Source organism: Pseudanabaena sp. CCNP1317, from assembly GCF_034931345.1.
In the GTDB taxonomy this organism is placed as follows: domain Bacteria; phylum Cyanobacteriota; class Cyanobacteriia; order Pseudanabaenales; family Pseudanabaenaceae; genus Pseudanabaena; species Pseudanabaena galeata.
Map to the genome: position 1 here is coordinate 1 of NZ_JAYGIF010000112.1, position 25006 is coordinate 25006.

Below are 25006 nucleotides of genomic sequence, written 5' to 3' on the forward strand. Positions count from 1 at the left end.
GCATTCAAGACATCGCAGTTTTTTTAATTTTCTTGTCAACCTTTTAGCTGGGTTGGTTGCTTATACATATCGAGAGACTAAACCTGCTTTAGATCTTCTCTTCAAAGGCTTGCCTGCTCTTCCTCCTGCCATCTTTTAGTGCGTCGAACTCACGTTAATTGAGTGGCGGCGCTCCGCGCCGCCACTCAATTAGTTTGGTTAGTAATGAGGCGGCGCTCTGCACCGCCTCATTACTAACCAAACTGCAACGCTTGACCACGCACATCAGGATTAACTTTGCCATTAGCATACACGACCTGACCACCGACAATCGTAGTATCAGCCCAGCCTGTGAGTTCCCATCCAGCGAAGGAACTCCAGCCACATTTAGTCAACAAATCTTCATTTTTTACAGGTTTATAGTTAAGAAGATCTACTAATACTAAATCAGCATCCCAACCAATCCGAATCTCGCCTTTATTGGCGATTTTGTACCCTGTAGCTACATTTCTGCTCATCCATTCACTGACCTGATGCACAGTACAACGTCCTTTCATTGCTTCCGTCAACATCAGCGCTAGAGAAGTTTCTACCCCTGGCATTCCTGATGGCACATTAGCTGGCTCTAGCAATACAGTCTCCTTAGAGGATTTTTCGGATTGGTTGGATTGATGATCTTCACTGGCGGCTAGTCCTTTTTCCACTAAGGTATGCGGCGCATGATCAGTGGCAATAAAGTCGATTACACCATCTAACAGGGCTTGCCACAATATTTCTTGATCGCGGGGCGATCGCAAGGGGGGATTCATTTGCGCTAGAGAGCCAATTTTCTCGTAAGCCCCAATATTCATTAGCAAATGCTGCGGTGTCACTTCGGCTGTCACCCATGCAGGTTTTTCTTGACGCAAAAATTCTGCCTCTTCCCCTGTGGACATATGCAAGATATGCAACCGTCGCTGATATTTTTTAGAAAGCTTTACGGCTAGTTTGGTTGCATTGAGCGCCGCTTGATTGTCCTGAATTAAGGAATGCTTAGCAGGATCTTTACTATCGGCAAATTCAATGCGGCGTTGAGCAATTCTGGCTTGATCCTCAGCATGAACTGCGATTAGGCGATCGCCCTGCGAGAAAATCTTATCTAACAGATCCTCTTGATCGATCAACAAATCACCATGCATCGATCCCATAAATATTTTGATGCCACAGGTAGGATTAGCCGAGAGCAAGTCTGGTAATACTTCGCCTGTCGCCCCAATAAAAAAGCCGTAATTAACTACACATTTGCTAGCCGCTCGACTAAGTTTGTCATCCAACGCCGCCTGTGTAATCGTCAATGGGCGCGTATTCGGCATTTCTAAAAAGCTAGTCACGCCACCCTTCGCACAGGCATGACTCGCCGATCGCAAATCCTCTTTATGCTCTAACCCTGGTTCCCGAAAATGCACTTGCGGATCGATGACTCCCGCTAGCAAAGTCAAACCCTGTGCTTCGATGATTTCTAAAGGCTGATCATCAGTACTTAGCTCAGTGGGATTGAGGGAAGGGGCGATCGCTGCAATCTTGCCATGTTGAATATATACATCGCCAATTAAAGTTTGGCGATCGGGCAAAATAATCGTGCTTTGTCTAATTAATATACTCAAAATAAAATTCCTTATAAAATTCTTTTAAATGTGTCTTGTAGGATGCGTTAGTGCAACGTAACGCATCCATTAGCTTTAAATGTAGGATGCGTTAGTGCAACGTAAAGCATCCATTAGTAGCCAGCAATTAGTCAACAATGATGGGTTACGCGATCCCATCCTACGTTTAATTCCCACAACTTTAGGCTGTGTTGCAAAGAACCAGATTTTCGGTAGTGCGGCGCAGCCGCGCCACCAAACGAAGTAGTTAAAAATTAAGATACTCCTTAATAATCTCAATTTGCTTTTCTTCGATCAGCTTTTGGTCGGGATATTTAGGGAGTTTGGTATTTTTCATCGCTGATTCCATCTCCTGCTCTAGCTTACTGACCTCAGCGATGAGGGTGTCATAGGGTACTTCGCCATTACGGATTTGACGGATAAATTGAGCATCACCTGTGATTTCTCGGTTAGGAATCACGCCCTCTCCCTTCAAAATCTCAATCCCAGATTTGAGGAGGCGATAGCAATGCCCAGAATGCTTGCTGTCATATCCCACCTTCTCCTCAATCTCTGCACGTTTGGAATTACGATTTTTGCGCCATGACTGGAAAGCTTCGTATTCTTGTAGTGCTTGTCGATAGGTTTGAGTATTGTGTAGCAAGGTAATAAATTCATTGGTTGACCTCGTGTAGTACTGCACTGCGGGAAGCAATTCTTCAGCTAATGGATATTGCTTGAGTAAACCCTTGTAATCAACATGGGTTAGCAATTCGGTAGCCACTTCGCTATATTGGCTAGCATCCTTAATTAAAATATAGAGAAACTCAAGAAAGGCATTTAACTGTTCTTTGCGTAAGGGATTTTCCTCTAGTCCGTAGTCTTTGGGGTTTGGTGGCAACGAGAAAAAATCTGGGTCTTCTTTATACCGCAGTAACCATTTTCTGTGGGTCTGCACCTTTTTTATTTGGGCGTGAGCATAGCCAGAATAGCTATAGAAAACTTTTTGGCTTAAAAAAGCATCACGGATTTCAATTAAAGATTCGCCAAATCTAGTTAGAATCAGATAGTCACTTCTATCTATCCATAACAATTCAAGAATATTGGGATTGTTGAGTGTTGCCAAATGACAAAATTTTTTGATGTTGTAGATATTACTATCGGTATCGGTCAAAGCTGAATACAGACAATTTGGGTCAGAGAAACTATCTAATTGCTCAAAGTTCTGTGTGCCAATAAAATAAGGCAGCGTGGGAATGCAGATTCCTTTGTAGTCATAGTCGCTATTCTCATTGTGAACCCTATATAGCCTAGAGCCTGTCAAAGCTAGTAAAATTGTTCTTGTTTCAACTTCTAGTCTTTTCATAATTTATCTTTTGACAATAGTATAGGAACTACCTCTTTCATTAGCTCTTTGCAAAGGTTTATTCCTAGCATTGCTTTCAATTACTTCCCAATCAGCATTCTCTAGCACAGCATCCAAGACATCGGATAGATTACAACGCTGCTCATAGGCAATGCGTCTTAGAATATCGTGATGTTCTGGCAGAACATATACAGGCTTTCTCTGTGTTTGCGCCATTTTTAACTTAGCAATAAATGGATTGTTGTTATCCTAACATAGCTAAGTGCGTAATTTGACAATTGGCTAATTAGCTATTTTAATATAAGTAGTCCATATTGTTCCTCTATTTAATTGATTTGATTGGTATATCAATAAACTTCTAGGGAACGAGCAATATTCGATTTAAGTCTTTCCATGCCTCATTTTCTTCTTCGCTAAGCCAGTCTTTCGCTAAGGAGGATTCTAGTAAGTGAGGTTGCTCTCTAGTTTCCATAAAGTCATCGGAGAAGAGATCGAGGCTACTCCAGAGGGTTTGCCAAGGGTTGTTTTTGGGGATTAGGCGATCGCGGTTACAGTCTAAAGCTTTCACAGTGGCGCGTCCTGTTGGTGTATTGCCTAATAATCGCAGTTTATCGTTAGACCAGACAAAATGATCTTGCCAGCGATCGCTGCGTGGATTAAATAGAGGAGTTTCTATTTTTGTTTCGGGATCGATCACAGTATTTTTTGTGTACTTCTGGCGATTGCAATGGAAGCAAGCAAGGGCAAGGTTATCAAGATTATCATTACCTCCTTGAGATTTAGGCAGGACATGATCTATGGTGAATTGAACGAATTGCCATTTTTCTACAGCATGACAGTATTCGCACAGTCCGTTTGCACGATCTCGAACTTGGGCTTTGATGGTTTCGGTTATGTTACGCGCCATGTTGGATTTCTGGCTGAGTTGTGGCGATGTTTTCGAGTAAGAAGTTATTGCGAATCATCCGATTTACAAAGCTGAGATAGTCATCGATCGCGGCAAAATCATCTAGTTCTTGTTCTTCTGTTTCAGTGAGTGGGTTTTCTTCGCGTTTGTCGAGTAAGTTCTCGATACGTTGTTGGATCTTTTTCGATGCGCGAAAGATCATTACTCCGTCTTGTAGTGTTATAGCGATCGCGCCATCAAGGGGAAGATTTTTGGGTAATGTGGTAATTGGGGCAATTGTTGAAGTATTCATTTTATTTCTCCTGTCTTACATTTCAGATAGCCAAGCTTTGATTTGATTGATGAGTTCTTGGGTGGTTTGTCCTCCAGTAAATGGGCGTATTTGGATTGGTACTAGGCTTTGGCATAGTTGCGCGATCGCCTCGTTAGCACTTTTGCCATAAAGGGCGATCGCTAATTCATTTATCCATTTAAACTCCATAGAGCTTATTCACCATTTGGTCTAATTCTTGATATGTATCTCGAATATCTTCAATTTTTTGTTTAATTTCGGCGGTTAGGCGATCGCATTCTGCAAACACTCTGGCAATATCAGCATCAGTTCTAGGAATTCTTCCTTCATCCAATAAACTCTGCCAAGTAAATCCACAATCTGCAAATTTAGGTAAATAATTTTTCAGATACTCTAATACGAGAGGACTATCTGATTGTAAAAGCTCAGTACGTCCTAGCAGAAGCTTATTATCATTAACTTTCACCTTAGAAATCAACTGATTGTAATCTCCAATCACTTCAAAATTGACTGATTCGGCACTAACAAAATCCCAACTAGGAGGATTTACTAAGTCTAGTACCGTAAAGAAATTAACTTCTATTCTAATACTGTCATTTCTATAATTGAATTGAATTTTATGCCCTATATTCACTAACTCATGAATTTCCCAATTCCATGCAATCAAATTATCAACTGAGTCAATAAATGGCTGTTGTTTTTTTAAAGAGATATTTTTAATTGGAAACTCTTTTAAATCATCTGGATAAATACGACTCTTCGCAGGTTTTCCTACAGTGGTCGTCATAATATTTTCATCACGGTTATTTTCCAGTAAAAATCTCTTACCAAAGCTAGACGCTAGGATTGCCGAGATATAGCGCAAGTCAAATTTTTTCGATAAAGATGCTTGCTGTTTAGCGCGATCAAAAATCTTAACTTTTTTGCCTTGTCCATCTCCTAAAGTACGCTGATACTTTTTCGAGAATTCATACATTTGCCTAGGTTCATCTTCTAATCTTTTGATTTTATAAATGTCTTCCCATTTGACGCAAATTCTGACACTATCAGGGACATAAAAACCATCACCAGCAGTGGCTCCACGATCATAAGTTGGGAAAGAGGTCATGCCAAATAAAATCTTAGGAAGATCATATAATTCAGGAATTGTTATTCTACTAACTTTACTAGGCACTCTTTCTGTATTCCATTCCAAATATCTAATTTTATCTACAGAGAATTCGGCAATTATATTTTCTCCATCTAGATATTTTTTTAAATTAATATCTGTTGGAGTATCGGACAACAAATCATCTTTGCGAAATTCTCCTTGCTCAGAGTGTAGAACCATCGCTTTAGAACAATAACAAATATCTTCTAAATCAGTTATATTCTCAAAAGTGTTTGTTACTGTAAATTGCTTAAACACTTTGGCAGTATGTTCACTCTGAGCTAGAGATTCTAAATTTTCTACTTTGTCAAAAGAGCTTGCATGTAATAATCTTTTCGTTTGATGACTATCACTTGGTTCTACATTTTTCAAAAAGAAAATTGTATTATGTACAACAGCATCAGGAAAAAGCTTAATATTATTCAAAAAATCAACTTGAGTAATCGTTAAAGAATTGGCTAGATAATCTCGAAGCTTTTCGGCATAATTATTTGATTGAATCCCTCTAGATACAATTAAACCAAGCTTGCCATTTGGTGCAGTTAATTTACAAGAAAGTTCTACAAATGGTACAAATAAATCCCATTTTTCATGCAAAGTTTCATATCTACCACTTTGCTCGATAGTGCGTCGGTATTTATCAACATTTGGTTCATCAGCTTTGACATAGGGAGGATTACCAACCACAAAATCAAATCCATTAGAAAATAATTCACCTCTACGGTTTTTTATCTGCGATACAGTCGAAAGTTCTTGATCTAAAACAGGATTGAGAAGATTTGAACGAATATTTTCTACTCTTGGCAACAAAAGAGAATCCGTATTGTAAACATTAAATCTATCTATAGAACAGTCTCGTAAGTCTCCTGATTCTTTAATCTGTTTGAGTAAATCAATGACTTGAATTAATAAGTTAGTCTCAGCCAAATAACAAGCAAATGGATTAATATCCATACAAAATAATGAGTCTTTAATCTGTTGAACGATTCTAGGAATAATACTAATCTTGGGGTTTTTATAGCTTTTAATCAATCGCTGTGCCGCATGAACTAAAAAACTACCTGAACCACCAGATAAATCTAAAATCTTCTTATTACGAATACCCGCAGGATTATCTGAAGTATAACCAATGGTATCTAAAATATATTCCACTACTTTCTGTGGTGTGAAATATCTTCCCTGTTCATGTTTTCCTGCTGTAACATAGCGACTATAAACCATGCCTATAATATCACTGTCAATTTTTTTTAAATTGAAATCATTCAGAATATACAAAACCTCAATTAAGGTATTTGCATTCATATGATACCAATTAAATAAATCTTCATTACTAAAGAAATGGGCATAAATACTTTGAGCAGATCGATAGGACATTTCTAAGAGATAATCCATCGACATTCCTCGGGCAAAGTCTAAATATTGTGGTTCAACTTCGTCTTTCCATTTTTTAAACCCGCCATTAGAAAACTTACGTTTAATCAAACCCTTATCTTCACAAATTCTCACCATCAATAGCCTAATTACATATACATAGGCAGTCTGACGGGCAAATTCAGTTTTTAATTTCAATTCATCAGCATCTTGAAAAATTGTTTTCGTAACTAAGTCTTTCCAAGAATTGAAAAACTGATGTGCTTTAATCGCTCGCTCATATTTAATACTTTGCTGAGCTTGCCAAGCTTGCCAACTAATTACTGTATCTTGATATTCTTCTAACTTCTCCACTAGTTTGGCATCTAGTTTTGTGATTTTACGCTGTGGTTTGATTTTAATACCTAGCTCTTTTTGTTTCGATTCAGAAATTGGTGATAGTAAATCTAACTGATCGGCTTTAAGACTCTTGCCTGAATTGTTGGGTAGAGATTCTCGTTTTTGCTCAGCCTCTTTCAGTCTTGCCAAAAACTTTTCACCTAATAAACTAATTGTACCGCTAGGATTTTGAGCATATTCAAGTAATTTTTTATCTGCCCAAGAATAATCATCAACTTCTGCTAAACCAGATACTCTTAAATAATTAAGAATTTCTTTGTGTAATCTTGTAATAACTTGAGATGTAGTTAGTTCTTCATTGTCTTTGCTATTGCCATTCCCATTAACTAAATAGGTTGACTTAATATAATCTTCATATTCACCTAAAAGTAATTCTAGTTGATATAAAACATCACCTTCTAGTAAAGCGATCGCCTTTTTTAAGTCACTAATTAAAAGCTCATCAAAATTGGAATTGTTCGATTGAGAATGGGCTTCTATTTCCCATTCTTCTATCGGGCGGCAAATCTTATCAATCTTCCTGTTAATTCCTTCAAAATTTTGCCTATGAAATCTCCGAAATAAACCGTTAAGTGCTTGCTGTTGTTCAAAAGTTAAAGCTACAATCCCTCCTTCGACAAAAGTTTGTACAACTTGTTGAATATCTAAATGTAAAACTGGAGTCGAATAACTAGGATTTGACAAATCCCAACCTAGCAGCAATTTGCCATTACAGACTAAACCCAAGCTATAGCCTCGGCTAGTTGCATAAGTTGCCAATTGCTTTAGAGGAGCAGATTTTCTTAGGTCATAGGCAGTATGCTTGTCTTCGACTAAAAAGCATCGACAATCATCCGATAATTTCACTTGAAAGTCGGGTCGGGAACTATCTTTGGTTCCACCTGTTTGATTTTGGGTAATATGCCCAGACTCAAAACCCAAAGCCTTAATTAAAGGATCGATAATCTTTGCATCAACAATGTTTGCTTCATCATTAGTTTGAGGCTCTGCAACGTATTCTAAGTAAGTTTTACCATCATAAAAATTATTGCTAGTAAATATTTCAAAAAAATTAGCTGCAAACTCTTCAAACGTATTCATGCTGCTTTGTGTGTTGAGTTGATTTTATTTAACTGTTACAGTCAATTGTAGTCCCAAACTATCCAACCACGCCGCCAACTCATACACCGCTTGACTTTTATCACTTGCGCCAAAATCTTTCACCCATTGCCGATCGCAATCATCACCTAATGCGATCGCCACATCATCAAGCGCCGAAGCCAACAACTCAGGCTCAGGATCGGATTCCTCCAAAATTGCCGCAATATAGCCAGCCGCCCTTTCAGGATCTTTGAGCGAATTAACTAAATACTCTTGATAATCTCTACTAGTCGGAACCTTCACGCTTTGCATAGTCTCTCCAATACTCCTTAGCTAACTTAATATCTCGATCCTGCGTACTCTTATCACCACCACACAGCAACAGCACCACCACAGAGCCAACTTGCCCAAAATAAACCCGATAACCCGCACCATAATCGATCTTGAGTTCGCATACACCCTCACCAGCAGATCTGTAATTGCCTAAATTTCCCAGCGTTACTCTTTTAAGTCTAGCCGCTATTTTATCCTGTGCCACGCGATCGCGTAAGCCATCAAGCCACTGAGTAAAAGGACGCGAGCCATCAGACCTTGCATATTCACGAATTTTCTTGGGTTGTGACTCCATAAAATAAATGCTTGAGTGGGGACAGATAACGACATTTAAGACAGATATTATCTTCCCTCAAATGTCCTTCACTTCCACAATTACAAACGCTAAGTTAAGCACATCGAACTCAACTTAGTTATGAACACCCACAAACAAATCCAACAGATCGCCGCAACCGATGAACTCCTCGATCAAGCGATCGCCCTTACCCCCATCCGCAAACCCAAAGACCTCAACCACCTCCAACGCCGCCAACAACAACGCGCCATTAGCAACGACATGATCCGCGTCGCGATCGCCTACGGACAACAACGCAGCGATCGGCACGGCGCGATCGTCTACACATTAAGCGATCGCCAACTCAAAACCAGTCCCTACGCCAAATTCACCGACACCCTCAGAGGATTGCAAGTCATCTGTTTACCAGACCTGCAAACCCTCCAAATCCTCACCACCTATTGGAACTTCGACAGCAAACGCAAAGCCAGAAAATAAACCTATGCAAAACTCCAAAGACCTCAGAGCCATCTCCCAACTGCTCAAACAAGCCCAAACCATGATCGACAAATACAATCTCCCGCCGCAAAAATTTCTCGAACAATTAGGATTGCTGCAAACTCAACCCGAAACCGAAATTGTCTTTGAAAGAACTGGCGGACGGTTCCATCTCTTCAAAGCCCTCGAAGAAGCCAAAGAACGAGTCGTGATCAAATGTCCTTGGGCAAGCGATCGCGCCATCGACAACGACCTGATGCTACGGCTCAACTATGCCCTCGACCAAGGCGTACAGATCGATCTCGGCTGGGGCTACCAATACGACATCGGCACTGTCATCAAACAAGACCGTCACGGCAACCTCACCTTCGCCGCCGAAGGACAATATCGCTATAGCGCCATGTCCAAACTCTTCCAACTGCAAAAAAGCTACAGCGATCGCCTCCACCTCAAACTCACAGGCGGACATAGCAAATACTTTGTCTGCGATCGTCAATTCGCCTATGTCGGCAGTCACAATATTCTCAGTTCCACCATTCCCAATCTCAAAAGCACCTATCCCGACCTCCAAGGCGATGAAACAGGAACAATCCATCGAAATCTCGAAATGATTCAAAAACTGATTAACCGCTACGATCAAGCGATCGATCTCACAGGCTCCGATTTGTTCTCAACCGCAAGATTGACAGCATGAATTTTATGTTGCAAAGCGATCAAGATCTCCGACTTTTTCTTTGCTATTACAGAACAATTCTGCTAATCACAAAAAAAGTTGGAGATCTGAGCCTTTACTCTTTCAGCTTTATTTAGCCACCGTTGCGTGATATGAGAGATAATTGGATTTTATAACGTTTACAAATTCATGTCTGTTCGAGTTCGTATTGCACCAAGCCCAACGGGTAACTTACACATCGGCACAGCCCGTACCGCCGTATTTAACTGGCTGTATGCCCGTAACCAAGGCGGGACATTTATCCTCAGAGTCGAAGACACCGATCGCGAAAGATCTAAGGATGAATATACCCAAAATATCTTAGAAGGCTTGGCTTGGTTGGGGATTGACTTTGATGAGGGGCCATTTTTTCAAACACAACGTAGCGATCGCTATATTGCCACCGTACATAAACTTTTAGCCGAGAAAAAAGCCTACTTTTGCTACTGCACCGAAGCTGAGCTAGAGACAATGCGTGAGGCTCAAAAAGCCAACAAACAAGCACCACGCTACGACAATCGCCATCGCAATCTTACCGACGAGCAACGTCAAGCCTTTGAAGCCGAAGGTCGTCGCCCCGTAGTTCGCTTCATCATTGAGGAACCACGCACAGTTGCATGGAATGACCTAGTACGCGGCAATGTCTCATGGAGCAGCAGCGATCTTGGTGGTGATATGGTCATTGCCCGTGTTGATGAGCAAGGCAATATCGGCTTGCCACTGTATAACTTTGCCGTAGTTGTCGATGACATCGATATGGAGATCACCCAAGTTATTCGTGGAGAAGATCATATTGCTAACACCGCCAAGCAAATTCTCATTTATGAAGCATTAGGAGCAACACCACCGCAGTTTGGTCATACGCCACTAATTCTTAATCAGCAAGGCGCAAAAATCTCCAAACGTGATGGCGCAACTTCCGTTTGGGAATTTCGGAATATGGGCTATATTCCTGAAGCATTCAATAACTACATGGCTCTGCTCGGTTGGTCACCTAGCGATGGCAAGGAACTCTTCACCCTCCAAGAAGCATCCCAAATCTTCAGCTTCGATCGCGTCAATAAGGCAGGAGCAAAATTTGATTGGGATAAACTCAATTGGATTAATAGCCAATATTTGCATTCTTTACCAACAGAAGACGTATGCGATCGCCTAACTCCATTTCTCAAGGAAGCTGGCTATGATTTAGCATCTGTCGATCGCCAATGGTTGCTCGACTTGACTAAACTAATCGCACCAAGTTTAACCCTCTTGACCGATGCCGCCACGATTAGCAAGTTCTTCTTCACTGAGTTTGAAGACTATACCGATGAAGCGAAGGCTACACTACAAGGTGATGCGATCGCAGGTATCATTACCGCTCTCATTGAAGCGCTCAAAGAAACTACGGATCTTGACGCTGATAGTGCTGGCGAAGTAATTAAAACAGTCACTAAGTCTCAAGGTGTCAAGAAAGGAGTTGTGATGAAGTCTCTAAGGGCTTCCCTCACAGGCGATCTGCATGGGCCAGAAATCTTGCCCTCGTTTGTACTACTTCAGCGTAAAGGTTTAGCATTGTCCCGTTTACAACGCGCCTTAACTGTATAACTGATGTTACGTGGAAGGAATTCTTGTGATCGCGTAAGCCTAGGGCTGGCACGGGGGCGCAGCCCCTACAAGATCTAAAATTTATAGGTAGGGGCAATCCCCCCGTGGTTGCCCTGTCATGCTAGCAGCAAGAGATTCATCATCTAAATTCCACGTAATATCAGTGATTAAGTAACAGGTAATAGCAAACTTTGCTCGATCGCCTGTCTGACCGATTGACGGATATAGCAATCACTTTCGAGGCATTCGACTAATAGACGATTAGCATTACAGTATTGACGTAGAAGTTCTATTTGATGGGGGGTGAAGTCCCAGCTTTGACCAATGTTACGATGATTGACGGTCTGTAGACGTAAATCATTTGCCCAAAGTTGCCATTGCACATCACTATCAGCATCGTCAGGACAGTTAGCAATTAACTCTGTTAAAGCATTTGCTAAGTGAGGTTCTTGCATCTCTTGGGCGTACTCTAGAGCTAGACTAAGATCAAGATCAAGATCAAGACCCAGATCTTCTCCATCTTTAGTTTCTAACGCCCGCGCCAAATCAAAGGCTAGATCAAGATTGAGATTGCGATTTTGACAGAGATCAAGGTCAAGTACGAGAGTTCTCGTTAATACGTTTGCCAAATTAATCGGATCGCTCTGAGCGATCGCTCTGCCCAGTGTCAAATAGAAAGCGCGTACCGACTGAAGGCGATCGGGAACTTGAGAAGTTTCCGCTTTTAGTTTGACCCATTGCAACAAGCCTTGTAATTGTTGATCTCCAGCTATCAGGCGATCGCATTGCTCTTTCATTAACTGTAATAATTCATCAGCCGATCGCATCATCCCCACCGCCAGACGCAAAATGTCATGCCAACGGTGATCGGTGATTTTACTCGCTAGCAAGGTCAGCGTATCTTGATTGCCATTGTAAACAAGCTCCCGCGCCGCTAGATATTCCTGAAAAGTTAAATGCGAAAAAGAATAAATTCCCTTAGCACGTTCCACAAACAATCCATGTTGAGATTCTATCGCTTTGATAATTGCTTCACTATCTAGTTGCAACGCCTCCTCATCGATATGCGCCTTAGGCAAATTGCGAATGTAATCGGTGATATAACGTTCCAGATCGACTTGCCGAAAGAAATAATCACCTTGATAAAAGGTTGTACAAGCAACCTGCGCCAAGAGATCTTCTTTCCGTTGCATCGATAGATTTTTGTAAATCTGATGTCGTTCGATATTGCGTTTGGCATCCCATTTTTTGAGCAATACATCTAACCCCTCGCGATAGAGTTCCGAACGATTGGTGGGGAAATCACCAAATTCATCAAATACTAAACATAGGAGCGTGAGCAGTAAAGGATTTGTCGCCAATTCTTGAATAGGGCGATTGTCTTCGACTTTTCGCAGAAAAAGCTCAATATGTCGGGAATTACCAGCAAACCAACGCTGAGCAAACTGAGAAATCTGCAATGGTCGGAAGTTCGCCACCTCAACTTCCGTAAACTTCTCAAATACATATTCCTGCGCTCCCAATCGACTTGTAATTACGAAGCGATTGCTATAGTACTGCTCTGAGAAACTCCGCAGATCTTCGAGAACACGATGCAAATCATCTTCGCGAACTTCATCCAGTCCATCCCAAAATAGAATCGCTCGTCCATGTTGTAAAAGTTGTTTAATCGTTAGCTCATCACCAATGTTATAAGCATGAAAGTCTTGGGCAATATAATCTATTAGCCTTGGCTGAATTTCCACGCCTGCATACTGACGCAATGTCACAAAAATCGGTACTAAATCGCCAAAAATCTCACCTTGCGAACATTTCAAGGCGGTATATTTTAACAGCGTCGTTTTGCCTGCCCCCGGTTTGCCTAGCAACATCAGTTTGCGATAACGATTTAAAGCCTCTATGCTCGACACACGATCTTCATTAATCACGCCCATTTCAATGCGATCGCGTCCATGATAGGTAGCCAGTAAATCCGCAATTCCTAAACGTCGACGGCTTGTAATTTTTTCGAGAACATCAGTTCCTGTATAAATGTTTTCCAGATCAATCGGGTGCGACATATCTAAAACTCGCATGGTGGCACAGCGTTCTTGGATAATCTGGCGACTGCGATAGCGCAGTTGCTGCACCAGTTCTTCGATATCAATATCTAAGGAAACAACACCCTGAGTAGATGGAGCTTGGTTACCAAGCAATAAGGTTTGTTCACTCTGTGGACTGGTTTCGGCATCTAGATAATTTTGCAAAATATGCAAGAGGCGATTATTTTTACCAGGTCCCTTACCACTGATGTCAAACTTCCGATAAATTTCTCCCATGCGTTTGCGATAGGCTTCTTCAGAAATACCCAAAAAACTAGCAACTTCGCGATCTTCGCGATTTTCCCCAAATCTTAATAGGAAAACACTTTCCTGATCGGCAGAAAGCTGATGGGTTTGCGCCATTCGCATCAGAAATTTTTGGGGAAACATAAGTTGTAGAAGTTTTAGCAAGCCAACAGGTTTAGTACTACAGCGTTTAGCACTTAAACGAACCAAAAGAAGATTTTTGAAAGCGTTGCAAAGCAACGCTTTCAAAAATCTTCTTGGTTTGGGTTTAAGTGATAAACGCTGTAAAATGCAAAGCGGCTATGCCGCTTTACCTATGATAAATGCCGATCGCACCATGTATCAATATCTGTTAGTAAGCGATCGCCAATTTCCCAAGGCAATAAATGAGCTGTATTTGGATAACAAATAAATTCGCAATTAGGTAATAGTTTTGCTGTCTCTAGGGTTGATGCAGCCGTAATATGTCGATCTTGCTCAGCCGCGATCGCTAGACAAGGAACTTGAATTTTAGATAAATCATTAGTGCGATCATATCCCTGTCGCAGCGCTTGCATTAAGGCTCTTTGGGCATAGCGCGAGGTTTGTAAATAGGCTTTTGCCCCAGTATGAGAAATTTGATCGTAGGCTGACTTTGTATGTTGCTGAATCAAATATTTGATCAGCGATCGCTTACCAAACCATTCAATATGCCATCGACGCTTTGGCAAAATCCAATGCAACCCAACGGCGATTACTAAATTGACATATTCCCACCAAGCGATTTTGGGTAAGCTACTGCGGGGCTTGGCAGCCGTGGCTATTAAAACTAAACCGATAATCTTGGGACTGAAGTTATTTTGCGATGAACCTCGGAACTCCATCGCCCGAAGTGTCAACTCTATCGCTAAAATCCCACCTAAAGACCATCCTAAAATCAGATATTCCGTAGATGACTGATCGTTTAATGCATCTTGCTGCGCTGATTGATGATCACTTTCCAAAAGATCCCACAGATCTTGTATGTGATCTAACATTGTGAAAGTCGCAATTGCCTTACAATTTCCATAACCACGCAAGTCAGGCGAAATCGCCCTAACACCTCGATCATGAAAATGTTGCGCGAATATCTGCATTGCTTCGCTATTTCCGGGGTGTCCGTGCAAGCATAAAACTTTTAATTTGCGATCGCTACTCATTAGAAATACATTAGAAATACATTTGAATTTGAAATAAATCAAGTCTTACTTACCTTAACTTGACAATGGCGCAGACTTTACAAGAGAACGACGCTTCCAAGCTCCCAATAGATAAAAGCGTTAGTCAAAATCAACCAATCAATATCATCCCAGTTGGTGAAGTTATCGCTAACTTAACTTATGAAAGTCTCATAGGAATGTTGCGATTACTCAAAAACCATACAGGGATTGCCAATATTCAAACACCTCATTTCAGTTGGAAAGTATTTATTAACGATGGGAGTATCGCTTTTATTGAAGACAAAAATGAATTTTTACCCACATTAAATCGCAAATTAAAAATCCAAAAAGTTCATATTTCGCAAGATCTTTTGCGTAGTAATGCCAATAAGCCAATTAATAGTATTGATACGTATAGTTTACTAGGTAAAATTTATGCCCAAGATCGGGAAAATTGTCTATCAATTTTTAAAGAAATATTATTAGAAAACTTTTTAGCAATTTCTTTAGAGAAAAAGTTTTCCCTAATATGGAAGCACTTGCCATTAGATCCCCAAATTATTCTGCCAATTTGGCAATTACCCGACCTCGAAAAAGCGATCGCTAAAGCAACTGCTCAATGGCGCACCTTTGCTTATGTTCGTCATCCCTACCAAACAGTACAACTACTAGATCCCGAATGTAGCATCGCCCAAGTGCCACTGTTTACCCAAGTCACCAATGGGAAGTATCGGATTAGTGAAATTGCTGATCGCTTTCAACAACATATCACTCGCACTGCTCTCAAACTCGATAAACTAGCTGAAAATCGCACCGTGGCTATCTTGCCATTAACATTAAGCGGCTCCGATGCAAATGAGGGGTTAAACCTTGATGAAATAGTAGAAACGCGATCGCGCCCCAAAGTGATGATCGTTGATGATTCCCCTGTGTTGTTAAAGCAATTTGGCAATTTACTCACAAGTTGGGGATATCAATTAAGCCTAGTCAGTGACTCCGCTAACGCGACTAAGCAAATGTTGTCAGAAAAACCCAACATTGTATTTATGGATATAAACATGCCTAACTTAAATGGGTTTGAACTGATTAAACAAATTCGTCGTCAACCATCATTAGCTGGCATCCCTTTGGTTTTAGTCACATCCGAAAATACGATCACTAACAACTTTCGCGCAAAATGGGCAAATTGTCGGTTTTTAAGTAAACCGCGCACCACCAATGATATTCAAGAATTTCGTGAGCAAGTTCGGGCGATTTTGCAAGATTTGATCGCCCCATCATCATAGATACATAAGAGTGGCGGCACAAAGCACCACTACTCTTATGAGGAGTAAGCAGCAATTCTCATTATGAAACCGATTTTGGTGTTTCCAGCGCCGAAGGCGCTGGAAACACCAAAATCGGTTTTTTGAAAGCCCGCCGTCGGCGGGCTTTCAAAAAAAACGATTTTTATAATTAGAATTGCGATGGAGTGAATGGCAAGCTATAACTAAGTAGAATTGCTTACAGACGATACGGTGCTAACCTGAATACAATTTGAGATAATGTATCTGAGACAACCAATCGAATTTCTCTCTAGTTGCTACGATCTATAATAAAGTGATCCGTTTTTTGTAATATTTATAGTATTTTTCCCATCCAAGTGCCTCCCAGTCAAAAAACATGATTGCTATGACAGGTTCCTTGCCTAACTCAGACCTTGTGTCTAATAACTTGACAGACGGACAGGTAGTGAGGAATGCCACATTACACATTCTGTTAGCAGCTATGCGTGTCATGAGTCGTTCTACAGGAGTAATCTGCGTAGAGACAAAATATCATCGGTGGAAATTATTACTCACGGGTGGAGGGTTAGTATTAGCAGAAGAAGAAGGTCAAGTCATCCCAACATTGGTTCGCAAATATAATAGTAAAGGTATTAATTTTTCACGCATTCCTGAATGGGAACAACGCCAAAGCAATCGTCCTTACTGTTACCCTTTTGTGAACAATGTTTATAAAAAACATCCTGAAATTACCAAGGAAGTTTTAAAAGAGGTGATCTTAGAAAACCTATTGTCATTGCACCTAGAAGATAGTTTTTCATTTGTGTGGAAACCAGCTAATGATCTGCAAATACATCTACCGATTTGGCAGCTATCGTTACTAGAAAATACCATCGCTAACGAAGTGAGGCAATGGCAAAAATTTGATTGTGTCAAACATCCATATCAATTAGTGCAACTCGTTGATGCGGCTAATTTACTAGCAAGGGTGGGCAATGATAATTTTCCACTTTTTGCCAAGGTCACAACGGGGCAGGATCGTATCTCTGCGATCGCCGATACCTTTAAGCAGCCGATTTATCGCACGGCATTATTGCTAGACAAGTTAGCTCAAAAAAATATTGTGTCAATTGTGCCTCTACAGGAGCGAAAATCCGACAGTGACATTGGTGCACGTATCCAGGCTAATGCCCCATCTGCCCCTAAGGATGAACCTAGAGTTTTTATTGTAGATGACTCACCTGTTTTACTGCAACAAATGCAACGTTTGCTGATTAGCTGGGGTTATCAAGTTGACTTAACCGATCATGCAGAAACCGCAACCGACAGAATCTTAGAATACAAGCCGACGATTGTATTTATTGATATTAATATGCCTAGCTTAAATGGATTTGATTTGATCAAACAAATTCGTCGCCAGCGTGAATTAGCTTCACTATCTTTAGTGTTAGTTACTGCTGAAAATAGTATGACTAATAACTTTAGGGCAAGGTGGGCAAATTGTCGTTTTCTCGCCAAGCCAAGATCGTCGTCAGATACACCTAAATTTCGCGACGAATTGCGTAACTTATTGAGAGAACTTGCACCTTTATCGACGGATACATTAGTCTAGGAGCGGGATTTATATCGATTTTATAAAGTTAAACTTGTGATTAATCAAGAATGTGGGGGGTATATTCATTTTCAAATTAAGCATGAGTAGCAGCATTTAATTAACTGTACAAAATATAGGATGAAAATCATGAGTGAGCATTTTCTAATAATTGACGATTCCGCAATTCAAAGACATTTATTAACTTCTTTTTTGAAGGATCTTGGCCATTCTGTAGATTTTTGCGAATCAACTATTGGCGCTTTGGATAAAATCATCAACAATTCCTACACAGCTATTTTTTTGGATATTGTTTTGCCTGAACAAGATGGTTATAAGTTTTTGCGAGAACTGCGATCGCATCAGCAGCTTGCCGATCAGTACGTGATTTTATGCTCAACCAAAAGTACCAAACTGGAAATTGACTATGGTTTAAAACGAGCCAAAGCTAATGACTATCTACCTAAGCCCGTTAGTCGTGAGTCACTGTCTGAAGTCTTGAAGAAATTACCACAACGTGTGAAATGAGCATTCCTGCCAACACAGAGAACTTACTTGATCTTCAAGTTGCACCAAGTAATCGATATATTGTGGCAAAAGTTGGCGATCGCTCAGTTACTTTTCCTGATGTTCTAATATCAGAAATTATCATTCTCGAACGCAAGTCCATTTTAGTTTTGCCCTTTTACGAAACGGCAATAATTGGTGTAACCCATCACCAAGCAACTGTGATGCCTTTACTATTATTAAGATTGTTAATGGGGGAGCAACGCACTTTAATTACTGAATCTCTAACAGTGGTGAGGTTAAGTAAACTTGCCGATAATTTGGGCAATAAAAATCTTGGTGGGGTCGGGATAATCGTGGATCGCGTAGTCAATAGTCTCACTATTAATGAGTATCAAGAGCTAGATGTACAAGCATCGGACTCAGTTGATCCAACGCTCCCATCCCTTAGCTTTACCGATTCTATCAAGAACGCTCCAAAAAAAGTAAACCAAACAGTAGCGTATATTAAGGAGAACGAGTATACTCCCATTGAAATTATCCTATCGAGTATTCCTACTGATATTTGGCAACCACAACGCTGGCAGATTTCTAGCTAAAGCTAAGTAATTGCTATATGTACAGGTGAAGACATACCTATTTGGCTACATGATTTACATGATTGTGGCAAGTATAGTGTAGGATGATTCTCACAAAAATGCTACGATCCTTTCCCTATAGCGAATGCATATGGCAAGCACATCTAATAAAAATCGAGCGACCTCTTTAGGTAAGAGCAATCAGTCATCTGCAAAGCGATCGCCTAAGTCGCCGAACACATCCAAACCAAATAAGCCTAAAGGCTCAATGGGGCTGGGGTTATTGCTGATTGTGATCGGGACATCGCTAATTGGGTTGGGTGGTTTAGGATATTTTGTCTATCAAGAATTATTAAGTAGTTCTCGGCGGGAAGTTGATCGATCTGCCGAAGCTCAAACCCGTCAGCTTGAATCAAAACTCACAAATGTGCAGCAGACCGTCGATGGAGTCGCGATTGCGTCAAAAGTTTTATTGCAACAACAGCCGCGTCCAAGGGTAGCGGCTCCGTTTCAAAGAATATTGGTAGAGAGTTTGCAAAATGCCAACTCTGTCTCAGGTATGGGGATCACATCAAATGGCAATTTACTATTCCCACCCGCCAAACCACTTGTACCCTATGTCTGGAAAGAACAGTCTGGCTTAAAGCCTGAAACCTCTGGGCAAAAACTGGCTGCTCCCAATGACAAATTATTGTCAGGCGATCGCCCCGATATTCCCAAAGCCGCCTTTTATCAAGAAACATTGAAGGGCAAAGCTTCTTGGTCACAGCCATATAGCGCTGTGGGCAAAACGATTATTACCTATAGCGCTCCCATCAGTGACGGACAAAAAGTAGTCGGTATCGTTAACGCAGATGCGATCGCCAGTGAGATTTTGTCAGTGGTTGATACAGCCACCCAAAATCCTACTGAAGAAAGCAAAATTGGTTTTGTTGTGGCTAGCAGTAGTGGCAAAGTAATTTCTGCCTCTTCCCAGTTTCAGGCATCTGAGACCCAAAATCCTTCAGTTACGCAGGCTCTCACTAGTCTGGCTCAACAAGCTAAAACTGAACCATCAGGAATTACTCAAACTGGAGGTTATATCTGGGCTTACCGCAAAATCGCAGGCAGCGATTTGCTCGTTGCCGCACAGTTACCTGAATCAGAAATCACCAATAAACTAATAATTTTGGTCGGTGGTGCGGCGGTGGGCATCAGTGTGATCTTAGCGATCGCCATCTTAGGATTTGTCAATTCCCTCAAAAAGCGACTTCAGCCCCTTACAGAAGAATGCGATCGGTTCCTAAGTCAACAAGGAAGTTCAGGTGTCAATATTGCAGGCAAAGATGAAATTGATCATCTTGGACTCTCACTCAAAAGTACTTTCCAACAAGTCAAAACCAATGAAATTCGCTTACGTAGTGAATTAAGTCAAGCATCTTCCGCCGATGACATCTCGATGACCGCGCAAATCCAACAGAACTTTGCAGAAACAGAACTAATGGAAGCGGAAGTTGGGGATCTCCTTGATGTGGTCTCATCAATGGAAGAGGGAGATCTGACCATTGAAGCTCAAGTAAATGATCGCGCCACAGGACTAGTTGCCGATACACTCAACCGTTTACGCGAAAAACTGGTGGAGATTATTTCCAGCGTTTTGGGGACAGCCCAACAGGTAGCACAGGGAGCTGCTGATCTTGAAGAGTTAACCAGAACTGTGGTGTTAAACACCGCCGAACAAGCTCAATCGGTTACCCAAGGTCAAGCCTTAACCGAACAAGTAGCAGCGATCGCCGAGCGATCGGCTGCACAGGTCAATGTTGCTAACCAATCACTGCAAGAAGTTCGTGACACAGTTGCTTCTGGACAAACATCAATTAATACTCTAACTGACAGTATCAGTGTCTTGCAGACAGGTTCAGCCCAGATCGTACAGAGGATGAAAACGCTGGGTGAATTCGTCGGCTTAGCAGAACAGTTCGTACAAGATCAGGGACAAATTGCTTCGTTAACCCAAGTGCTAGCCCTTAATGCCACCCTTGTCGCCGCCCGCGCTGCTGAACAAAAAGACCCCAAACAATTTTCTAGTGTGGCTCGTGAATTTGAATCGATCGCAGGTCAAGTTAATGATTTGGCAACGCAAACTAATGACGGACTGACGGTGCTACAACAGCGCACATCTCAAATCCAAACCGTGGTAACGGCGATCGATGCTGAAGTGCAGAATTTGAGTGGACTGGTAGCTGGATTCACTTCAGGCGTAGAGTCATCGCAATCTGCCTTCAATAGCATCCAAGTAGCTACGGAGGAAGTTGTGCAAATTGGACAAGCTATTACTGAGTCTAGCGCCGAAATCGCTGATGCCGCAGGATCTACAGCAAGTTATATCAGTGAAATTGCCCAACTAGCTGATCGTACTGCTGACCTCACGCGATCGGCCAGACAGCAAGCCGAGGCAATGGGAAATCAGGCTCAACAATTATTACAAGGCATTCAATTTTTCCGCTTGCCAGAATCCTCAGGGTTTGTCATCTCTGCAAATAATGCGATCGCTTCAGACGCTTTTGACAGCCCCGATACATCTGCCAACAATTTGTTTGATTCATCGACAGAATCCAGTAGTACTGAAGCTAATAATTTAGGTTTGGTTGTACCTGCGATCGCTGTAGCTGCGACAGCATTCACCTTATCTCAGACAGAACAGAATAAAACGGCAGGCAAATATGCATCCCCAGAAGAGGAAGACAACACTGCTACTGATGGTCAATACCTTGAAAATCTACTTGACGAAGGCATTGGTAACGATTTTGCCGAAAGTCATGCAAATCAGTTATCAGTAGAGCAAAGTCTTGATTCTATTTCAGAAGATTTCATTTCAGAAGAGTTTCTTGACAATCAAAATCAAGAACAAACAGTATACTCTGATCAAACGGAGATATCTTTAATCGAAGAATCACTTCTTGCCGATCTCAAGCAAGAAATCTATGATGAATCTTCACTTGATGAGATTTCTCTTACTGAAGCGTCGTTCAAAAATCCCATGGAGGGGGTTAACGAGTCGGCAATCCACGATGCAGCAAGTGATCCAATGATTGTCTCTGCTACTTCTTCATTCTTAGAAGATACAGCTTTTGGAATTCCCTCACCGCTTGCTGAAGATGCAAATCTTCATTTACCAGCGTTTGTCGATTTTACAATTCCCGATCTAGATGATGAAGATTTTCATATCCCAAAAATGAATATAGAGTCTACGTTAGATAATTCTAACTCATTCTTTGACAGTAGCGATTTAATCCAAGATACAGCCGTGGATACCTATAGAGCGGATTTCGATCCATTTACGATGGATGATCAAACATCTATGCAGCCATTAATAGCATCTGATGATTTAGCGATCGCCGCTAGCGATCATATTTTAACTACATCAGATACAAGTATTCCTGTAAATAATTTGGAGAATATTGCTGACAATATTGAATTTTCTGAGCTTGAAGATTATAGCCAGTTCTCATCAGATAATACAAATGAATCCTTAGAGCAATCTATAGAAAGCTCCTCTAACGAGGCTTTTAGCAATACTTTCGATATATCTTTTGACGAATCCCCATTTGATCGAGCTTTAGATGAAGCCCTGAGTGACTCTCTAGATCAGACTTTTACTGCTGATAATACTTTTGACGAATCGGCTCAAGATGTATTGAATATTGAACTAGCTGATTTGCCATCACAAATTCCAGACATGTATCTTGATTCATCTTCCGACGATGATTTTATAGAAGAGTTTACTTTTGATGTAGATGAAAATCCCTTAACAAATGAAACTAATTCGACCGAAATTGATAGTTTATTTGATTCGAGCCTGAATCAAGGAGAAGATAGATTTACAGAGGAAATCATTGGAGATTTTGAAGATCAAACAGATGATTACGTAGTATCAATGGAATCTTCAGATTTAACTGAAGCAGAAATCTTTTCTGAAGGATTTTTTGATGACAGTTCTAGTCAAGACATGTCTAATCAAGAAATTGACGAACTTATCCCTAACCCATTTGATTTCTCTTCAGGTATTCAAGATGATGACTCTCTTACTTCAGACCCTCAGCATTCAGAAACATCGCTGCTATACCTACCCGATGAGCAATTAGAAGATCTCTCTCCCTTACTTAATGAAATCAACGTAATTGCTTCAGAAAATATTAAAGATCCATTTGATGGTTCTATGGATCTTCAAGAAGACATCCTAAATATAGAGATGGATCTAGAAGCCGATACACAAGAAAATGCGTTATTAGATGCAGCAGAACAACCGCCAGTCAGTCTACCTGAAGATATTTCTGAGAGCCTTTCATTTGAGTTAGAAGACAACTTGACAGCTACTCAACTCTCTCTAACTAATGCTAATCAATTGTTTAATGAGTCTAAAGTAATAGAATCTATTGAGCAGGATGTTTTAGAAGATATCGATCCCTTTACTGTACAACTCAATCCTCAAGAGATTATTAACAGTGATGAAGCATTTGTTTCAGAATTCACACAATCGTATTCTGAAAATGATGATGCAGATGTCTCAACTATGCCAGAGCAAGATTCTGAGACGGCTTTTCCTTCATTGTTTGGCGCAAGTGAGGATCTAGAAGAATTGGATGACTTTGAGCAAAACTGGCAATCTGACATTCAAGAAGAGTTGCCTGAAGCTCAAGATTCAGTTGTGAATAATAGTCCTAATGAAATCTTCGATCTAGTAGACTTTGCACAGATTGAAGAAATGGACAATGCAATGGACAATGATTTATCAGATGAAACATTTGATGAAGTATTTAGTTTAGATGTAACTGAAGATTTTAGTACTTTAACAGGTTCTCTAAATGAAACATCTTCTATGGACTTAGCAGAAGGTTTGTCGATTGACGAACAAGAGTTAGACTATCAAGAATTTATTAATCGTTCCGAAGCTAATAACTTCAATGTCGATGAGAATACATCGGATTTTGCAGGATTTACTGAAGATTCAGAAACTGATGAAGAATCAATTCTATTTAGCGAAATATCAGAAATAGGAAATTCCATAGACAACTCTGAAGAACTTGAAGAATCAGTTGTTTTTGGGGCGATCACCGAAAATCTAGTTGAAGATTCTTCAGTAGTCTTTCCAGAATTTAGTATCTCTGAAACTAGTAATTTAGAATTAGATTCTCTATCTATTGAATCCATACCTGATCATTCCCTAGAATTTTCAGATAATTGGTTTGATGAAATTGCAGGAAAAGATCAAGACAATACAGAAGTTACCAGCTTAGATGATGAAGATATATCTATTGGATATCCATCTAAAGATGCAATTGTTGAAATTTCAGATATTGAGTCCTATGGATTTGCTGATAATTTACTGAATAGTCTACTGGATGAATCTGATGAAAAGTTTGATAATGTATCTATGGGTTTACCAGATTTAGAAACATTGCCAGACTTTTCCGATCTTAGCCATGATCCTTTTGCAATTGAAGATAGCGAAAATGAATTTGGAAAGGAGCCTAAGTTTGACTTTTCGGACTTTGATGCACCAATAATAGATCCAGTTAATACAGCAAGAGCAGAAATTGATGATTTCCTTTCGGGGGATTTAGGGATACCAGATATCTTTGAGGAAAATTTTAAACCTAAACCTCAAGAAACTAAATCTTTAGATGCCGACAATAATCCGCTTCAAACAGACAAACCACATACAAACGAAGCTTAACTTATTCTTACAGCAATTACCGATCAAGCGAAACATAAGAAAAAATTAGAAAGCGTTGCTTTGCAACGCTTTCTAATTTTTTCTTCGATTGGGTTTAAGCGTAAAGCATTGTAATTTAACGTCAGTTCGACAAAAGCGAAAAATGGTAAGAATCGCTAAGCGATTCTTACCATTTTTCGCCATTTGCGGCATGCGAAGCACGCCGCAAATGGCTATATCGAACTCACGTTAATTTAGTATGAGGGTCTTCAAAACACAACATAGCTTCACCTGT

General features: G+C 40.6%; 20 protein-coding genes and 1 pseudogene. 10 read left to right on the forward strand and 11 right to left on the reverse strand.

Translation table 11 applies throughout. The annotated features are described in order from the left end of the window. Nucleotides 1–139: pseudogene (locus VB775_RS20585) on the forward strand (IS982 family transposase); the annotation flags it as partial. A 94-nt stretch (nucleotides 140–233) separates the two neighbouring features. On the opposite strand, the gene VB775_RS20590 reads toward VB775_RS20585, so the two are convergent. Continuing rightward, the gene (locus VB775_RS20590; RefSeq protein WP_281008553.1) at nucleotides 234–1622 is read right to left on the reverse strand and encodes a dihydroorotase; all 1389 of its coding nucleotides are present in this window, start codon (nucleotides 1620–1622) and stop codon (nucleotides 234–236) included. Between the two features lie 94 nt (nucleotides 1623–1716). Here VB775_RS20590 and VB775_RS20595 point away from each other — a divergent pair, with 94 nt between their 5' ends. Further along, entirely contained in the window at nucleotides 1717–1869 is a 153-nt protein-coding gene (locus VB775_RS20595; RefSeq protein WP_281008554.1) for a hypothetical protein, read from the forward strand. On the opposite strand, the gene VB775_RS20600 is transcribed toward VB775_RS20595, so the two are convergent. The 8 genes from VB775_RS20600 to VB775_RS20635 all read right to left on the reverse strand — a co-directional run bounded on the left by VB775_RS20600 (nucleotide 1870) and on the right by VB775_RS20635 (nucleotide 8794). After that, nucleotides 1870–2967, reverse strand: a complete 1098-nt coding sequence (locus tag VB775_RS20600) for a DNA polymerase beta superfamily protein (RefSeq protein WP_281008555.1) — start codon at nucleotides 2965–2967, stop codon at nucleotides 1870–1872. 3 nt (nucleotides 2968–2970) lie between these two features. Beyond that, nucleotides 2971–3183, reverse strand: coding sequence for a hypothetical protein (locus tag VB775_RS20605; RefSeq protein WP_094530012.1), 213 nt, complete (start codon nucleotides 3181–3183; stop codon nucleotides 2971–2973). Between the two features lie 142 nt (nucleotides 3184–3325). After that, a complete protein-coding gene (locus VB775_RS20610; protein ID WP_281008556.1) occupies nucleotides 3326–3874 on the reverse strand; it encodes an HNH endonuclease in 549 nt (182 codons plus the stop codon). Further along, the gene (locus tag VB775_RS20615; RefSeq protein ID WP_281008557.1) at nucleotides 3864–4166 is read right to left on the reverse strand and encodes a hypothetical protein; all 303 of its coding nucleotides are present in this window, start codon (nucleotides 4164–4166) and stop codon (nucleotides 3864–3866) included. Before VB775_RS20615 ends, VB775_RS20610 begins: the two co-directional genes overlap by 11 nt. A 15-nt stretch (nucleotides 4167–4181) precedes the next feature. After that, complete coding sequence (locus VB775_RS20620) at nucleotides 4182–4355, reverse strand: hypothetical protein (RefSeq protein ID WP_281008558.1); 174 nt, start codon at nucleotides 4353–4355, stop codon at nucleotides 4182–4184. Beyond that, nucleotides 4345–8166 (reverse strand): Eco57I restriction-modification methylase domain-containing protein, encoded by a 3822-nt coding sequence (locus tag VB775_RS20625; protein ID WP_281008559.1) that lies wholly within the window; start codon nucleotides 8164–8166, stop codon nucleotides 4345–4347. The genes VB775_RS20620 and VB775_RS20625 overlap by 11 nt, the downstream gene beginning before the upstream one ends. Before the next feature lie 24 nt (nucleotides 8167–8190). Next, complete coding sequence (locus VB775_RS20630) at nucleotides 8191–8478, reverse strand: DNA-binding protein (RefSeq protein ID WP_281008560.1); 288 nt, start codon at nucleotides 8476–8478, stop codon at nucleotides 8191–8193. Continuing rightward, a complete protein-coding gene (locus VB775_RS20635) occupies nucleotides 8453–8794 on the reverse strand; it encodes a type II toxin-antitoxin system RelE/ParE family toxin (protein ID WP_281008561.1) in 342 nt (113 codons plus the stop codon). Before VB775_RS20635 ends, VB775_RS20630 begins: the two co-directional genes overlap by 26 nt. A 120-nt stretch (nucleotides 8795–8914) precedes the next feature. Between VB775_RS20635 and VB775_RS20640 the strand changes: the two genes are divergently transcribed. From VB775_RS20640 to gltX, 3 genes are all read left to right on the forward strand, one after another. Further along, entirely contained in the window at nucleotides 8915–9271 is a 357-nt protein-coding gene (locus tag VB775_RS20640; RefSeq protein WP_281008562.1) for a hypothetical protein, read from the forward strand. A gap of 4 nt (nucleotides 9272–9275) precedes the next feature. Beyond that, nucleotides 9276–9965 carry a hypothetical protein gene (locus VB775_RS20645; protein ID WP_281008563.1) on the forward strand — a complete coding sequence of 230 codons (690 nt, stop codon included), beginning with the start codon at nucleotides 9276–9278 and terminating at the stop codon, nucleotides 9963–9965. A gap of 168 nt (nucleotides 9966–10133) precedes the next feature. Beyond that, nucleotides 10134–11570, forward strand: coding sequence for a glutamate--tRNA ligase (gltX, locus tag VB775_RS20650; protein ID WP_281008564.1), 1437 nt, complete (start codon nucleotides 10134–10136; stop codon nucleotides 11568–11570). Nucleotides 11571–11737: 167 nt separating this feature from the next. On the opposite strand, the gene VB775_RS20655 is transcribed toward gltX, so the two are convergent. Next, complete coding sequence (locus tag VB775_RS20655) at nucleotides 11738–14014, reverse strand: NACHT domain-containing protein (protein WP_323216929.1); 2277 nt, start codon at nucleotides 14012–14014, stop codon at nucleotides 11738–11740. Between the two features lie 197 nt (nucleotides 14015–14211). Next, entirely contained in the window at nucleotides 14212–15117 is a 906-nt protein-coding gene (locus VB775_RS20660; RefSeq protein ID WP_323216930.1) for an alpha/beta hydrolase, read from the reverse strand. Nucleotides 15118–15140: 23 nt separating this feature from the next. Between VB775_RS20660 and VB775_RS20665 the strand changes: the two genes are divergently transcribed. From VB775_RS20665 to VB775_RS20685, 5 genes are all read left to right on the forward strand, one after another. Continuing rightward, complete coding sequence (locus tag VB775_RS20665) at nucleotides 15141–16361, forward strand: response regulator (protein WP_281008566.1); 1221 nt, start codon at nucleotides 15141–15143, stop codon at nucleotides 16359–16361. 376 nt (nucleotides 16362–16737) lie between these two features. After that, nucleotides 16738–17952, forward strand: coding sequence for a response regulator (locus VB775_RS20670; protein ID WP_323216931.1), 1215 nt, complete (start codon nucleotides 16738–16740; stop codon nucleotides 17950–17952). Nucleotides 17953–18081: 129 nt separating this feature from the next. Beyond that, on the forward strand, nucleotides 18082–18459 hold the full coding sequence (locus VB775_RS20675; RefSeq protein WP_281008568.1) for a response regulator: 378 nt from the start codon (nucleotides 18082–18084) through the stop codon (nucleotides 18457–18459). Beyond that, entirely contained in the window at nucleotides 18456–19037 is a 582-nt protein-coding gene (locus VB775_RS20680) for a hypothetical protein (protein WP_281008569.1), read from the forward strand. Before VB775_RS20675 ends, VB775_RS20680 begins: the two co-directional genes overlap by 4 nt. Before the next feature lie 130 nt (nucleotides 19038–19167). Continuing rightward, a complete protein-coding gene (locus tag VB775_RS20685) occupies nucleotides 19168–24732 on the forward strand; it encodes a hypothetical protein (protein ID WP_281008570.1) in 5565 nt (1854 codons plus the stop codon). Nucleotides 24733–25006: the final 274 nt, after the last annotated feature.

Coding starts and splice junctions, on each gene's coding strand:
- VB775_RS20635 (WP_281008561.1), bottom strand. CDS start 8,794: ATGGAGTCACAACCCAAGAAAATTCGTGAATATGCAAGGTCTGATGGC.
- VB775_RS20640 (WP_281008562.1), top strand. CDS start 8,915: ATGAACACCCACAAACAAATCCAACAGATCGCCGCAACCGATGAACTC.
- VB775_RS20605 (WP_094530012.1), bottom strand. CDS start 3,183: ATGGCGCAAACACAGAGAAAGCCTGTATATGTTCTGCCAGAACATCAC.
- VB775_RS20665 (WP_281008566.1), top strand. CDS start 15,141: ATGGCGCAGACTTTACAAGAGAACGACGCTTCCAAGCTCCCAATAGAT.
- VB775_RS20675 (WP_281008568.1), top strand. CDS start 18,082: ATGAGTGAGCATTTTCTAATAATTGACGATTCCGCAATTCAAAGACAT.
- VB775_RS20655 (WP_323216929.1), bottom strand. CDS start 14,014: ATGGCGCAAACCCATCAGCTTTCTGCCGATCAGGAAAGTGTTTTCCTA.
- VB775_RS20610 (WP_281008556.1), bottom strand. CDS start 3,874: ATGGCGCGTAACATAACCGAAACCATCAAAGCCCAAGTTCGAGATCGT.
- VB775_RS20615 (WP_281008557.1), bottom strand. CDS start 4,166: ATGAATACTTCAACAATTGCCCCAATTACCACATTACCCAAAAATCTT.
- VB775_RS20680 (WP_281008569.1), top strand. CDS start 18,456: ATGAGCATTCCTGCCAACACAGAGAACTTACTTGATCTTCAAGTTGCA.
- VB775_RS20685 (WP_281008570.1), top strand. CDS start 19,168: ATGGCAAGCACATCTAATAAAAATCGAGCGACCTCTTTAGGTAAGAGC.
- VB775_RS20600 (WP_281008555.1), bottom strand. CDS start 2,967: ATGAAAAGACTAGAAGTTGAAACAAGAACAATTTTACTAGCTTTGACA.
- gltX (WP_281008564.1), top strand. CDS start 10,134: ATGTCTGTTCGAGTTCGTATTGCACCAAGCCCAACGGGTAACTTACAC.
- VB775_RS20645 (WP_281008563.1), top strand. CDS start 9,276: ATGCAAAACTCCAAAGACCTCAGAGCCATCTCCCAACTGCTCAAACAA.
- VB775_RS20630 (WP_281008560.1), bottom strand. CDS start 8,478: ATGCAAAGCGTGAAGGTTCCGACTAGTAGAGATTATCAAGAGTATTTA.
- VB775_RS20625 (WP_281008559.1), bottom strand. CDS start 8,166: ATGAATACGTTTGAAGAGTTTGCAGCTAATTTTTTTGAAATATTTACT.
- VB775_RS20670 (WP_323216931.1), top strand. CDS start 16,738: ATGATTGCTATGACAGGTTCCTTGCCTAACTCAGACCTTGTGTCTAAT.
- VB775_RS20620 (WP_281008558.1), bottom strand. CDS start 4,355: ATGGAGTTTAAATGGATAAATGAATTAGCGATCGCCCTTTATGGCAAA.